Origin of the sequence: Pseudoduganella sp. LjRoot289 (genome assembly GCF_964252925.1) — a bacterium.
In the GTDB taxonomy this organism is placed as follows: domain Bacteria; phylum Pseudomonadota; class Gammaproteobacteria; order Burkholderiales; family Burkholderiaceae_D; genus Rugamonas.
The window spans coordinates 20,980-33,986 of the sequence record NZ_CAXUPN020000002.1 but is presented as its reverse complement, the minus strand read 5'-3'; the positions used below and the strand labels follow the sequence as shown (position 1 = coordinate 33,986).

9 protein-coding genes are annotated in these 13,007 nt (G+C 67.1%); 5 read left to right on the top strand and 4 right to left on the bottom strand.

The features are described from left to right. Positions 1-148 precede the first annotated feature (148 nt). From ACSQ8Y_RS28485 to ACSQ8Y_RS28475, 3 genes are all read right to left on the bottom strand, one after another. Positions 149-2,035, bottom strand: a complete 1,887-nt coding sequence (locus ACSQ8Y_RS28485; RefSeq protein WP_436269947.1) for an ABC transporter ATP-binding protein — start codon at positions 2,033-2,035, stop codon at positions 149-151. Continuing rightward, positions 2,025-3,797 carry an ATP-binding cassette domain-containing protein gene (locus tag ACSQ8Y_RS28480; protein ID WP_436269946.1) on the bottom strand — a complete coding sequence of 591 codons (1,773 nt, stop codon included), beginning with the start codon at positions 3,795-3,797 and terminating at the stop codon, positions 2,025-2,027. The genes ACSQ8Y_RS28485 and ACSQ8Y_RS28480 overlap by 11 nt, the downstream gene beginning before the upstream one ends. Positions 3,798-3,924: 127 nt before the next feature. Beyond that, complete coding sequence (locus tag ACSQ8Y_RS28475; protein ID WP_436269945.1) at positions 3,925-4,701, bottom strand: phasin family protein; 777 nt, start codon at positions 4,699-4,701, stop codon at positions 3,925-3,927. 207 nt (positions 4,702-4,908) lie between these two features. Here ACSQ8Y_RS28475 and ACSQ8Y_RS28470 point away from each other — a divergent pair, with 207 nt between their 5' ends. The 4 genes from ACSQ8Y_RS28470 (at position 4,909) to ACSQ8Y_RS28455 (ending at position 9,020) form a co-directional block, all read left to right on the top strand. Then, the gene (locus ACSQ8Y_RS28470; RefSeq protein WP_436270112.1) at positions 4,909-6,195 is read left to right on the top strand and encodes an amidohydrolase family protein; all 1,287 of its coding nucleotides are present in this window, start codon (positions 4,909-4,911) and stop codon (positions 6,193-6,195) included. Between the two features lie 44 nt (positions 6,196-6,239). Next, complete coding sequence (locus ACSQ8Y_RS28465; protein WP_436269944.1) at positions 6,240-6,755, top strand: N-acetyltransferase family protein; 516 nt, start codon at positions 6,240-6,242, stop codon at positions 6,753-6,755. Further along, a complete protein-coding gene (locus tag ACSQ8Y_RS28460) occupies positions 6,743-7,291 on the top strand; it encodes a GNAT family N-acetyltransferase (RefSeq protein WP_436269943.1) in 549 nt (182 codons plus the stop codon). Before ACSQ8Y_RS28465 ends, ACSQ8Y_RS28460 begins: the two co-directional genes overlap by 13 nt. Positions 7,292-7,403: 112 nt before the next feature. Next, the gene (locus ACSQ8Y_RS28455; protein WP_436269942.1) at positions 7,404-9,020 is read left to right on the top strand and encodes a methyl-accepting chemotaxis protein; all 1,617 of its coding nucleotides are present in this window, start codon (positions 7,404-7,406) and stop codon (positions 9,018-9,020) included. 66 nt (positions 9,021-9,086) lie between these two features. Here the strand turns inward: ACSQ8Y_RS28455 and ACSQ8Y_RS28450 are convergent, their stop codons facing one another. Beyond that, positions 9,087-11,750, bottom strand: coding sequence for an alpha-amylase family glycosyl hydrolase (locus ACSQ8Y_RS28450; protein WP_436269941.1), 2,664 nt, complete (start codon positions 11,748-11,750; stop codon positions 9,087-9,089). 133 nt (positions 11,751-11,883) lie between these two features. On the opposite strand from ACSQ8Y_RS28450, the gene ACSQ8Y_RS28445 reads away from it, so the two are divergent. Beyond that, positions 11,884-12,828 (top strand): alpha/beta hydrolase, encoded by a 945-nt coding sequence (locus ACSQ8Y_RS28445; RefSeq protein WP_436269940.1) that lies wholly within the window; start codon positions 11,884-11,886, stop codon positions 12,826-12,828. Positions 12,829-13,007 lie beyond the last annotated feature (179 nt).

The following is a 13,007-nucleotide window of genomic DNA, read 5'->3' as shown; positions in this document are numbered from 1 at the left end:
GCAGGAGTGAAAAATTATGATCCAGGGTGAAAGTTTTGATCCAGGAAGAACTCTGGCTCTGCGCTGGACGAGGCCAGCTGTGACCTCGATGTGTGGGCGCTGCAGTGCAGGGATATGGGCCAGTCGCTTCCCGGCCGCGCCGCCTGGGTCAGGCCGCCAGTTGCTGCAACAGGTAGAGGCGCTGGTACAAGCCGCCTTCGATGCGCATCAAATCCTCGTGCGCTCCGGCCTCGGCGATGCGGCCGTGGTTCAGCACGACGATGCGGTCGGCGTCGCGGATGGTGGACAGGCGGTGCGCGATGGCGATGATGGTGACGCGTCCGCGCAACTCGTCGAGCGCGGTCTGCACGATCTGCTCGGTCTGGCTGTCGATGCGCGAGGTGGCCTCGTCGAGCAGCAGGATGCGCGGCTTGCCCGCCAGCGCGCGGGCGATGGCGATCAGCTGCTTCTGGCCGCTCGACAGGCGCGAGCCGCCTTCGCCCAGCTCGGTGGCGTAGCCGTGCTCGAGCGCCGCGATGAAACCGTGCGCGTGCGCCGCGCGCGCGGCCGCCTCGATGTCGGCGTCGGACAGGCCGCGCCCCATGTCGATGTTTTCGCGCGCCGAGGCCGCCAGCAGGAAGGGATCTTGCGGCACCAGGCCGACGTCGCCGCGGAAGCGCGCGTTAGGGATGTCTGCCAGCGCCTCGCCGTTGACGGCGATGCTGCCGTGCCGGATGGGGTAGTAGCGCAGCAGCAGCGACAGCAGGGTCGATTTGCCGCTGCCGGTGTGGCCGACGATGCCGAAGAAGCCGCCCTGCGGAATGTCGAGCGAGAGGTCGTGCAGCACGGTCTGGTCTTCGTTGTAGGCGAAGCTCAGATGGCGGATGGCCACGGCCGGCACGCCTGGCTTAAGCTCCGGGCCGTGCACCGGCGCTGCCGCCGCGGCCTTGGCGGCGCAGGCGCCGTGCCGGGCTGCCATGCCCGCAGCCGCAGGCGCGCCTGCACCCGTGCCCGCAGCCATGGCCGCGCCGGGCGGGACCGTCGCGTGCTCGTCGGCCACCGCCTCGTCCAGCAGCGCCGACACGCGCGCCGTCGCCACCACCGACTGCTGCAGCTGGCTGAACTGCATGGTGATCTGGATCAGCGGTTCGATCACGCGCGCGATGTAGCTGATGAAGGCGTACAGCACGCCGACCTCGGCCGCGCTCATCGCGCGCTGGCCGAAGGTCAGGATGACGGCCGCCAGCAGGATCACGTTGAGCATGTCGAGCGCCGGACGCAGCAGCCAGGCGTTGGCGCGGATCTCGGCCAGGCGCTGGGTGTAGTGCTCGGCGTTGGTCTTGCCGAAACGCTCGGCGAAGCGGGCCTCCGCGTTGTTCGCCTGCAGCACCGCCATGCCGCCGATGGACTCGGCCATCTGGCCGTTGATCTCGCTGCGCAGCTGGCGCGCGCGCGTCACCGCCGGCGCGCTCCAGCGCTGGTACAGCCAGACGATGGCCAGCACGGCCGGCAGCAGGGCCAGCACGATGAGCATCAGATGCCAGTCCAGCCAGGCCATCGCAATGATGGTGCCGACCAGCACGATGGTGCTGTCGAGCATGACGAACAGCACCTGCACGTACAAGGTTTTGACGGCCTCGGTGTCGTTGGTCACGCGCGACACCAGCTGGCCGATGATGGCGCGGTCGAAGAAGGCCATCGGCAGGCGCAGCACGTGGCCGTAGACCTGCTCGCGCAGGCGCTGCACCGAGCGCATCGCCAGGCCGGACAGGCGCACCAGCTGCAGGTAGCGCAGGCCGCTGGCGATCCAGCCGGTCAGCAGCACGGCGGCCAGCAAGCTCCACATGCGCGGCCAGTCCAGGTGGCGCGGCAGCAGGTGCTCGTCGATCAGCGCCTTGCCCGCGATCGGGCCCAGCACTTCGAGGAAGGCGGCCGCGATCAGCCACAGCAGCGCCCAGCCCAGGTGGCGCCGGTCGGGCAGGGCGGCGCGGTGCAGCAGGCCGATCGCTTGCGCGGTCTGTTTACGGGCGGAAGTTTCGTCCGGTTTAGAGAGCATCGAGGCTGGCCTCCAGTTGTTGATAGCGCCACTGGCTGGCATACCAGCCGTCCTGCTCGAGCAGGCTGTCGTGGGTGCCGGTTTCGCTGACGCGGCCGTTGCGCAGCACGAGGATCAGGTCGGCGTTGACCACGGCGCTCAGGCGGTGGCTGGCGATGATGGCGCTGCGCTCGGCGCCGCTTTGGTGACCGGCGCGGCGCAGCTGCTCCAGGTGTTCCAGGATGCGTGTCTCGGTGCCGGTGTCGACCGCCGACAAAGCGTCGTCCAGCAACAACAGCGCGTTGTTGGCCAGCAGCGCGCGGGCGATGGCCACGCGCTGGCGCTGGCCGCCGGACAGGGTGATGCCCTTCTCGCCGACTTCGGTTTCGTAGCCTTGCGGGAACAGCAGTATGTCGTCGTGGATGGCGGCCAGACCGGCTGCGCGCTGCACCTCCTGGCGGCTGGCGCCGGCGCGCGCCAGCGCGATGTTGTCGGCGATGGTGGCCGAGAACAGGAACGATTCCTGCGGCACCCAGCTGATGGCCGCGCGCAGCGCGCTCAGGGTGTATTCATCCAGGGAATGGGAGCCCCAGCGCACGGCGCCGTGTTGCGGCGTGAGCTGGCGCAGCAGCACGCGCAGCAGGGTGGACTTGCCGCTGCCGGTGGGACCCACCAGGCCCAGCGTCTGGCCCGGTTTCAGGCGCAGCGAGATGTCCGCCAGCGCGGGCTCGGCGGATGCGCCCTGGCCGGGGTAGGTGTAGCTGACCTTGTCCAGCACCAGTTCGCCGGACGCGAGCTGGGCGATGGTGCCGTAGTCGTCCACCGCCAGCGGTGCGTCCAGCATGGGCTGCAAGCGCGCGTAGGCGGCGCGGCCGCGTTCGATCAGCGACAGCACCCAGCCGGCGGCGAACATCGGCCAGATCAGCTGGCCCAGGTACATGCTGAAGCTGGTCAGCGCGCCTATGGTCAGTTCGCCTTGCCACACCAGGTAGCCGCCCAGGCCCAAGGTCAGGCCGGTGGCGGCAGTCAAGGTCAGGCCGACCGCCGGTTCATAGGCCGCCTCCCACACTTGCGCGGTCAGGCTGGCCTTGGCCGCGTGGCCGGCCAGTTCGCCGAACTGCGCGCCGCTGCGCTGTTCCAGGCCCAGCGCACGCAGGGTGCGCACACCGGACAAGGTTTCCTGCACATGGCCGTTCAGCGCGCTGAAGCGCTTCAATGAATCGGTCGAGGCGGTGTGGATGTGGCTGGAAATACGCCAGAACGCCAGCGCCATCAGCGGGAAGGGCAGCAGGGCGATGCTGGCCAGGCGCCAGTCCACGCCCAGCAGCATGATGCCGAGCACCATTACCAGGGTCAGCGAGCCGTCGAAGCCGGCCAGCATGGCCTCGCCGGCCGCCATTTCGATGGCGTCGATATCGTTGGTGGCCAGCGCCATCAGGTCGCCGGTGCGCTGTTTCTGGTAGAAGGCAGGGCCTTGCAGCGACAGGCGGGCGTAGAAGCGCGTGCGCAGCTGCACGCCCAGCTGGTAGGCGGCGGCGAACAGGCGCAAGCGCCAGCCCACGCGCAGGAAATAGATGGCCATGCCGATCAGCAACAACTCGCCCAGTTGCAGCAGCAGTGCGTTTCCGGAAAGCGTGTGGGCGGCCAGGCCGTCTATCATCGCGCCGATGCGGCGCGGGACCAGGATGCCCAGGAAAGCCACGCCGGCCAGCATGGCGGCGGCGGCAAGATAAGCCGGCCAGTGCAGGCGCACAAAGCCGGCGATCAGCCTTGATAAACTCATTGAAGTGTCCTTGCAGCGTCAAGCCCGCTAGGATACCTCAGTGGGGCCAGCCTTGCTGGCCCGCACGCTGCAGCTATTGTTGGCGCCGGTTGAGGGGGCTGGCCCCCGGCCGGCGCCCATCCATGCCTTACTTCTGGGACTTGATGGACTTCAGGGCGACCGGTTCGCCGGCGGCGTTCGGTTTGGCGGGATTGGTCTTGGCTTTGCCGGATTTTGGCTCTTGCTGGACGGCTTGCTGCTCCGGTGCTTTGACGACGGCTTCTGCAACTGCGGCGGCCACCGGTTTCGGCTCCGGCGCTTTGACCACCGGCGCGGCCGGGGCGGGAGCTTCCGCTGCAGCCGCGGGAGCGGCGGCGACCGGCGCTGCTGCCGGCGCTGGCGGCACTGCGGCCGATACCGGCGCGGCCTGTGGCGCCGGCGCGGCTGGCGCAGGTGCTGCTGCAGGTGCTGGAGCGGCCGGCGCTGCGGCACGGGCCGCGACCGGCGCGCTCGCGGCGACAGGCGCGGCCACCTTGGCGACCAGCTCCAGCGGCCTGGCGGCCACGGCGGCGCCAGCGGCGGTCACGTCCTTGATCTGCTCTTTCACCACGGCCAGCAGGTCGGTCTGGGTCTTGGTGGCGATGCTGACCAGCTGCTGGCCGTAGGCGAGCAGGTTGTCGAAGTTCGGCGCCTGCACGGCGTTGAGCTTGAAGAATTCGCCTGGATTCCTGGCTTCGAACAGCTGTTTCGCGGCGGCGGACGACTTCTCCACCGACGCCTTGGTGGCGCTCACGTTCAGGGCGATGATCTGTTGCACACCGTCGAATGCGGTGGTGGCGAATTCGTTTGCGATGTTCAACTGCTTGGCCAGCTGGGACTTGGCGGTGTCGGTGGTGGCGGAAAATTGTTCGGTGAACGAAAACATGACTTCTCCTGAAAGGCGTTTATATTGCGCTGCAATAAAAACCATTCTAGCGGCGATTGTTGGCGATGAAAAGTTATTTCTTTCGCTAGCTCAGCGGCTTGCATGGCGATATTGACGCGCCGCAACATCCAGATAATGTTTGCAAGGGTGCTCAGCCTCTGCCTACAATCGGCCATCGCAGCCTTGGGGGACAGCATGGAAGCCACGATGGATGTCGTGATACGCAACGCCAGCCTGCCGGACGGCCGGCGCCGGATCGACCTGGCCATCGAAGGCGGCCGCATCGCCGCCGTGGGCGAGGCGCTGCCGCTGCGCGGCGCGCAGGAGATCGACGCCGGCGGCGACCTGGTCTCGCCGCCTTTCGTCGACGCCCATTTCCACATGGACGCCACGCTCAGCTACGGCCTGCCGCGCGTCAACGAGTCCGGCACGCTGCTCGAAGGCATCGCGCTGTGGGGCGAACTGAAGCCGCACCTGACGCAGGAAGCCCTGGTCGAGCGCGCCATGCGCTATTGCGACTGGGCGGTGGCGCGCGGCCTGCTGGCGATACGCACCCACGTCGACATCTGCGACGACCGCCTGCTGGCCGTGGAGGCGCTGCTGGAAGTGAAGCGCCGCGTCGCCCCCTACCTGGACATGCAGCTGGTGGCCTTCCCGCAGGACGGCCTGCTGCGCAGCGCCACGGCGCTGGCCAACCTGAAGCGCGCCATCGCCCTGGGCGTGGACGTGGTCGGCGGCATCCCCCACTTCGAACGCACCATGGCCGACGGCGCCGAGTCGGTGCGCATCCTGTGCGAGTTCGCCGCCGGGCAGGGGCTGCGCGTGGACATGCACTGCGACGAGTCGGACGATCCGCTGTCGCGCCACATCGAAACGCTGGCCTACCACAGCCACCGCCTCGGCCTGCACGGCCGCGTGGCCGGCTCGCACCTGACCTCGATGCACTCGATGGACAACTACTATGTCAGCAAGCTGCTGCCGCTGATGCGCGAAGCGGGCGTGGCCGCCATCGCCAATCCGCTCATCAACATCACCTTGCAGGGCCGCCACGACAGCTATCCGAAGCGGCGCGGCATGACGCGCGTGCCCGAGCTGATCGCGGCCGGCATCGACGTCGCCTTCGGCCACGACTGCGTGATGGACCCGTGGTACAGCCTCGGTTCGGGCGACATGCTGGAAGTGGCGCACATGGGCCTGCACGTGGCGCAGATGACGGGGCAGGACGCCATGCGCGCCTGCTACGCCGCCGTCACCGAGGCGCCGGCCCGCATCCTCGGCCTGCATGGCTACGGCCTGGAGCCCGGCTGCCACGCCGACCTGGTGCTGCTGGACGCGGCCAGCCCGGTGGAAGCAATCCGCCTGCGGGCCGCACGGCGCATGGTGATGCGGCGCGGCCAGGTGCTCAGCGAGTCGCCGCGCGCGGTGGCCACGCTGCGGCTGCCGGGCCGTCCCGAGCAGGCCGATTTCAGGCTACAGCGATTGCATCTTGCTTAAAAATACATGACAATCAAGCATTAAACACCGTGCCGGAGGCCCGCTTGAAAGAGATAGATATCCGCCCCGCTTCGGAGGCCGATTTCGATGCGATGTGGCCCATCTTTCAGGAGATCCTCGCCACGGGCGACAAGTTCCCCTTCGAGGACGGCAGCCGCGAGGCTTGCCACGCCTACTGGTTCGGTCCGGCCGCGAAAACCTTCGTGGCCGTGCTGAACGGCGGACGCCTGCTGGCCATGTACAAGCTGGTGCAGAACCAGGCCGGCCGGGGCGCGCACGTGGCCAGCGCGTCCTACATGGTGAGCCCGGCCGCGCAAGGCGTGGGCGTGGGCAAGCTGCTGGGGCGCCACAGCCTGGAGCAGGCGCGCCGCGACGGTTTTCTGGCCATGCAGTTCAACTACGTGGTGAGCACCAATGTGGGCGCCGTGGTGCTGTGGAAAAAGCTCGGCTTCGAGGTGGCCGGCACGCTGCCCAAAGCCTACCGCCACCAGAAACTCGGCTACGTGGACGCCTACGTCATGTACCGCCTGCTGGACGATCCGAACGAATGGCGCCAATGACCCCGCCGCGCGCCATGCTGGTACTCCAGACTGAACGCCTGAACCTGCGCACCATCACCCCGGAGGACGCGGGCTTTTACCTCGAACTGGTCAACGACCCGTCCTGGATACGCTACATCGGCGACCGTGGCCTGCGCACGCTGGACGCGGCGCGCACGGCCATCGTCGAGGGGCCGATGGCCATGTTCGACAAGCTCGGCTATTCGCTCTACGTGGTCGAGCGCCGCAGCGACGGCCGGGCCATGGGCATGTGCGGCCTGATCAAGCGCGACGTGCTGCCGGACACCGACATCGGCTATGCCATCTCGCCGCAGTTCTGGGGCCAGGGCTATGCCCACGAGGCGGCCGCCGCCGTGGTGGCCCACGCGCGCGGCGCCATCGGGCTGCCGCGCCTGCTGGCCATCACCTCGCCGGGCAACGCCGCCTCGCAGAAACTGCTGCTCAAGCTGGGCATGGCCTTCGTGAAGTGCACCAGGCTTGAAGGCTGGGAAGAGAACAGCAATCTGTACAGCATGGAGTTTGTTGCCCGTTCCTAAAATTCTTATCGCCCGCGCAAGTCCTCCTTGGCTTTTCCTTTTCTGCAGCGCATCATGTAGCAAGGTGGCATCAGACCACCTGTGAAAGCTGTGTCTCTCAAGGGGATATATCATGAAGTTTGCCAATCTCAAGATCGGCGTTCGGCTCGGTATGCTCAGTGCTTTCTTCTTCCTGGCCTTGCTGGTGGTCGGCTACGTCGGCTGGAGCGCACTCAATTTCATCAAGGAGGGCAACGCCGCGGGCATGCAGCGCTCGGTCACCCTGACCGAGGCGGTCGACACGGCGCGCAGCTCGCAGGTCGAGTTCAAGATTCAGGTGCAGGAGTGGAAGAATATTTTGCTCCGAGGCAACGATCCTGGCAACTTCACGAAATACTCGCAAGCCTTCGTCAAAACCGGCCAGCAAGTGCAGGGCGAGCTCAACAAGCTTAGCGACGTGCTCGGCAAACTGAGGCTGCAAACCCCGCTGGTGGCCGAGGCCATCAAGATGCACGACGAGCTGGGCAAGAACTACTTGAGCGCGCTCAAGCGCTACGACCCTGCCAATCCGGATAGCGCCAGGATCGTGGACGGCCTGGTGAAAGGCATGGACCGTGCGCCGACCAAGAAGATCGACGACATCGTGGTCTTCATCGGCGAGCAGTCGCGCCGCCTGGCGGCCGAGATGGCGCAGGAAAACGCGGTCGCCCACCGCAGCGCCAGCATCGCGCTGCTGGTGATGCTGCTGGCCACGCTGGCGCTGGGCAGCGTGCTGGTGACGTGGATGATACGCGGCATCACGCGGCCGCTGAACCAGGCCATCGGCATCGCCAAGACGGTGGCGGCGGGCGATTTGCGCTGCGACGTCGAGGTGTCGCGCCGCGACGAGGTTGGAGAACTGCTGGCCGCGCTCAAACAGATGAGCGACAAGCTCGCCAGCATGGTCGGCCGCGTGCGCGCCGGCACGGACACCATCGCCACCGCCAGCGCGCAGATCGCCAACGGCAACCTGGACCTGTCCGCGCGCACCGAGGAGCAGGCCAGTTCGCTGGAGGAAACCGCGTCGTCGATGGTGCAACTGACCAGCACGGTACGGCAGAACAACGAGAACGCGGGCGAGGCGCGCAAGCTGGCCAACACGGCGTCCGAAGTGGCGGTGCGGGGCGGCGCGACGGTGTCCCAGGTGGTGCAAACGATGGGCGCGATCAACGCATCGTCGCGCAAGATCGTCGACATCATCGGCGTGATCGACGGCATCGCCTTCCAGACCAATATCCTGGCCTTGAACGCGGCGGTGGAAGCGGCGCGCGCCGGCGAGCAAGGGCGCGGCTTCGCGGTGGTGGCCAGCGAAGTGCGGACCCTGGCGCAGCGCTCGGCGGCCGCGGCCAAAGACATCAAGGCCCTGATCGGCGACTCGGTCGGGCGGGTGGACGAGGGCAGCCGGCTGGTGGAGCAGGCCGGACTGACGATGGCCGAAGTGGTGGCCAGCGTCGAGCGCGTGACGGCCATCATCGGCGAGATCGCACTGGCCAGCGGCGAACAGCGCGACGGCATCGAGCAGATCAGCACCGCCATCAGCCAGATGGACAGCGCCACGCAGCAGAACGCCGCGCTGGTCGAGGAGGCCGCAGCGGCGGCCGACTCATTGCAGCAGCAGGCGCAAAGCCTGGCCGAAGCGGTCAGCATCTTCAAGCTGCACGACGTCGGCCGCCCGTCCCCCGGCCGCGAACTGCGCGCCCTGGCCACGTAGGGCAGGTTGCCCGCCAGGCGTCGCGGCGGCTTATGGCGGCTTACGCGGTTGCACCGCTAAGCCGCCTTACGGTCGGGCGGGTTGCGCCGGGAAGAACCAGGTCAGCGGGAGGTGGGCGCGGGCGGCCCACGATTTTTCGTTGTGGATGCCGCCGGCGGCCTCGTGGTAGTACAGGTTTTCGCCTTCGCGCCAGCCTTGCGCCAGCATCACCGCGCGCATCAGCGCCGTGTCTTCCAGGCCGTCGTTGATGGTGCCTGCGTCGAGGTAGAACTTCACCGGCAGCACCGGCAGCTTGCCTATCATCGCGCGCTGGTTCCACCAGAAGGAACTCGACACCCCGCCCGCCATCGAGAACACGTCCGGCCGGCGCTGCGCGATCGCCACCGAGGCGATGCCGCCCAGCGACGATCCCATGATGGCGGTGTCTTCCTTGCCGGGCCTGGTGCGCAGCGTGCGGTCCACATAGGGCTTGACCGTGTCGACGATGAAGGCCTCGTAGGCGGCCAGCTTGCCGCCGCCGTGCTGCGGGTCGCAGCACGGCGTGTATTCGGCGATGCGGTCCCGGGTGTTGTCGATGCCGACCACGATGATCTCGGCCATCTTGCCTTCTGCGGCCAGGCGGTCCACGGTTTCGTCGATCTCCCATTCCACGCCGTAGGCGGCGGTTTTGGCGTCGAACAGGTTCTGGCCGTCGTGCATATAGAGCACCGGGTAGCGGCGCTCCGGATGGGCGGCGTAGCCGGCCGGCAGGTGGATGCGCAGCGCGCGGCTGTTGCCCAGCTGGGGCGAGGTGAAATCGCTGACGATGCGCAGTTCGCCGCGCGGCACCGAATGAGCGGGGGCGGTGGCGGCGATGGCGGCGGCGGGTTCAAGCTCCAGTATCAGCGCCGAGCGCGCCGGCAGCGTGACCTCGCGCTCCAATGCGTAGCGCTTGCCGCTGGCGACGTCGGTGCCGCCGGGGACGCCGGACAGCATCTCGTGGAAGCGCGCCGTCTGCAGCGTCACCGGCCTGGCGTTGCGGTTCAGCGCCACCATCACCTTCTTCGCGCCGTCGTAGCGGAAATAGACGTAGCTGTCCTGCTCCGGCCCGTAGTGCATCAGCTTGCCGTTGTGGATGACGGTGGCGGCCTTGCGCCAGTTGAGCAGCTTCTTCAGGTAGGCTTGCGCGGCCTTCTGCTGCGCGCTCAGGCCGGCGCCGGTGAAGGCGTTCACCTTGTCGCCGGCCCAGCCGCCGGGGAAGTCGCGGCGGTAGGAGGCGTCGTCGCGCGCGCCGGTGCTGCTGGTCATCTGGATCTCGGTGCCGTAATACAGCTGCGGGATGCGCGGCATCGTCAGCACATGGGCCATAGCCATACGGAACAGCGCGTCGTCGTCTTTCAGCTCGCTGAAGATGCGCGGCAGGTCGTGGTTGCCCTCGAACAGCACCAGCTTGCCGGGCTGGGCGTATTGGGCGTCCAGCGCCGCCGTCTCGTACAGGCTCGTCAGGTTCGGCGCGCCTTCGCCCTGGCCGGTCAGCGCCTTGCGCAGCACGTCGTTGAGCGGGAAGTCCATCATGCTGGGCATGTGGGACACATAGCCGTCGGGGTTGCGCTTGCCCTGCTGCCAGCGCGCCACCACGGGAATATGGCTGCTCCATTCTTCGCCCACCAGGTTGAGCCTGGGGTATTCGCGCATGATGCGGTCCGACCACGCGCTGAGGAAGGCGGCGTCCGAATAGCCGTAGGTGTCCACCCGCAGCCCGGACAGCCCGGCGTATTCTATCCACCAGATGCTGTTCTGGATCAGATAGGTGGCCACGCGGGGATTGGCCTGGTTCAAGTCCGGCATATTGGGCGAGAACCAGCCCTGCGTGAAATTGCGCTTGTCCTCGGCCGAGCCATAGGGGTCCGCCACCGCCACGCGGTGGTGCCGGGTGGGCACGTAGTTGCCGCCGTGGGTGATCCAGTCCGGCATCGGCATGTCGCGCATCCACCAGTGCTTGCCGCCGATGTGGTTCAGCACCACGTCCTGGATCACGCCGATGCCTTTTTCGCGCGCCCTGGCGCTGAAATCGCGGTAGTCCTCGTTCGTGCCGTAGCGCTCGTCCACCTTGTAGTGGTCGGTGGCCGAATAGCCGTGGTAGGAGTAGGCCGGCATGTCGTTCTCGACCAGCGGCGTCGGCCAGACCATGGTGTAGCCCATGTCGGCGATGTAGCCCAGCGCCGCGCTCATGCCTTGCAGGTCGCCGCCGTGGCGGCCGCCGCCGTTCCTGCGGTCGGCCCGTTCGGCCAGGTGGGGGCTGTTGTCGTTGCCAGGGTTGCCGTTGACGTAGCGGTCGGGCATCACCTGGTAGATGACGTCGCCGGCGCTGAAGCCCATACGCTGGGCCGAGCCTTTGCCGCGCGCCAGCAGCGCGTAGCCGTAGCTGGCGCCGGTTTTTCCCGGCGCCTCGAAGCGGATTTCGAACTTGCCGGGCCGGGCGCTGTCGTCCAGCGCCAGGTCGATGAACAGGTAGTTGCGGTTGGCCACGCGCGCCACCTTCTCGATGCGCACGCCCGGATAGCTCAGGCTGGGCTCGAGGTCGGCGATCCCGCTGCCGTGCACCATCAACTGCAGCGTTTTGTGCTGCATGCCCACCCACCACAGCGGCGGCTCCATGTGGTCGATGCGATAATTCCGGGCCGGCGCATCCTGGGTCCAGGCGGGCAGGGCGCTCGCGGCCAGCAGTGCGGCGGCAATCAGGCGTCTCATTGTTGTCTCCGTTGGCGTTTGTGCAGCCATATTAAGTAGTATGGCTACATGTGGCGCGATATTTGCAGAATTTTCCAGATAATACCGTGGAAATGCTGTAATTTTTCATCTAGTTTTGGTACAGGGGGAATCAATGGTGCAACGCGGGCGTATAGCGGCATTGGCTGGCCTGGGTCTGGCCGTGTTGGGTATCCCGTCCTTGGCGGCGGCTGGGGAGGGGAGTTTTGTCAGTCTTGGCGACTTCCCGTCCAGGCAGGTGGCGCCGCGCAAGGTAGTCGTCTGGCTGCCGCCCGGCTACGACCCGAAGGGCGAGCGTCATGCGGTACTGTATATGCATGACGGCCAGAACCTGTTCGACCCGGGCACCGCCACGGGCCGCCAGCCCTGGGATGTGCACAAGCGCTTGGCTGCGCTGCTGGAGGCTGGTGCGCTGCGGCCGGCCATCATCGTCGGCATCGCCAGCGGCCGCGAGCGCGCCCGGGAGTATGGCCCGGCGGCGGCCGTCGAGGCGCTGGCGCCCGCGTTGCGCGCGTCGCTGCTGGGCGACCCTCCCATCCCGGGCGGCCAGCCCACGCTGTCCGAGGAGTATTTGCGCTTCATCGTCGACGAACTGAAGCCGGCCGTCGACGCCCGCTTCCGTACCAGTCCCGAGCGCGCCGACACCTTTATCATGGGTTCGTCCATGGGCGGGCTGATCTCGCTGTACGCGCTGGCGCGCTATCCGGAGGTGTTCGCCGGGGCGGCCTGCCTGTCCACGCACTGGCCGCTGACGACGAATTTCAATTTGCTGACCGATAAGGACGATCCGCGTCCGGTGCGCTACGCGGCGGCCTACTTCGACTGGCTGGCGCGCAAATTGCCGCGCGCAGGGCGCCACAAGCTGTATTTCGACCATGGCGACGCCACGCTGGATGCGCTTTACGCGCCTTACCAGCAGCAGGTGGATGCGATAGTGCGCGCCAAGGGCTACCGCGCGGGCGTGGACTGGATCAGCCAGGTCTTCCCCGGCGCCGCGCACAGCGAACCGGCCTGGCGCGAACGGGTGGAGGTGCCGCTGCGGTTTTTGCTGTCCAGGTGACGCGGAATCCGCTTTTTTGTAGTTCGACTACAGATAGGCGCCGGTCGGCGTGTAGCTGAAATACAACGAGATGCTGTGGCTTGCTAGAGTGAGGCACAGGCTGAAGCCTTCGGAATGCGTAGTTGGGATGAACTTTAATTGACTCAGCATCTAGTTTTAGTACAAAATTCTAGACAGAA

Coding starts and splice junctions, on each gene's coding strand:
- ACSQ8Y_RS28455 (WP_436269942.1), top strand. CDS start 7,404: ATGAAGTTTGCCAATCTCAAGATCGGCGTTCGGCTCGGTATGCTCAGT.
- ACSQ8Y_RS28460 (WP_436269943.1), top strand. CDS start 6,743: ATGGCGCCAATGACCCCGCCGCGCGCCATGCTGGTACTCCAGACTGAA.
- ACSQ8Y_RS28485 (WP_436269947.1), bottom strand. CDS start 2,035: ATGCTCTCTAAACCGGACGAAACTTCCGCCCGTAAACAGACCGCGCAA.
- ACSQ8Y_RS28450 (WP_436269941.1), bottom strand. CDS start 11,750: ATGAGACGCCTGATTGCCGCCGCACTGCTGGCCGCGAGCGCCCTGCCC.
- ACSQ8Y_RS28475 (WP_436269945.1), bottom strand. CDS start 4,701: ATGTTTTCGTTCACCGAACAATTTTCCGCCACCACCGACACCGCCAAG.
- ACSQ8Y_RS28480 (WP_436269946.1), bottom strand. CDS start 3,797: ATGAGTTTATCAAGGCTGATCGCCGGCTTTGTGCGCCTGCACTGGCCG.
- ACSQ8Y_RS28445 (WP_436269940.1), top strand. CDS start 11,884: ATGGTGCAACGCGGGCGTATAGCGGCATTGGCTGGCCTGGGTCTGGCC.
- ACSQ8Y_RS28470 (WP_436270112.1), top strand. CDS start 4,909: ATGGATGTCGTGATACGCAACGCCAGCCTGCCGGACGGCCGGCGCCGG.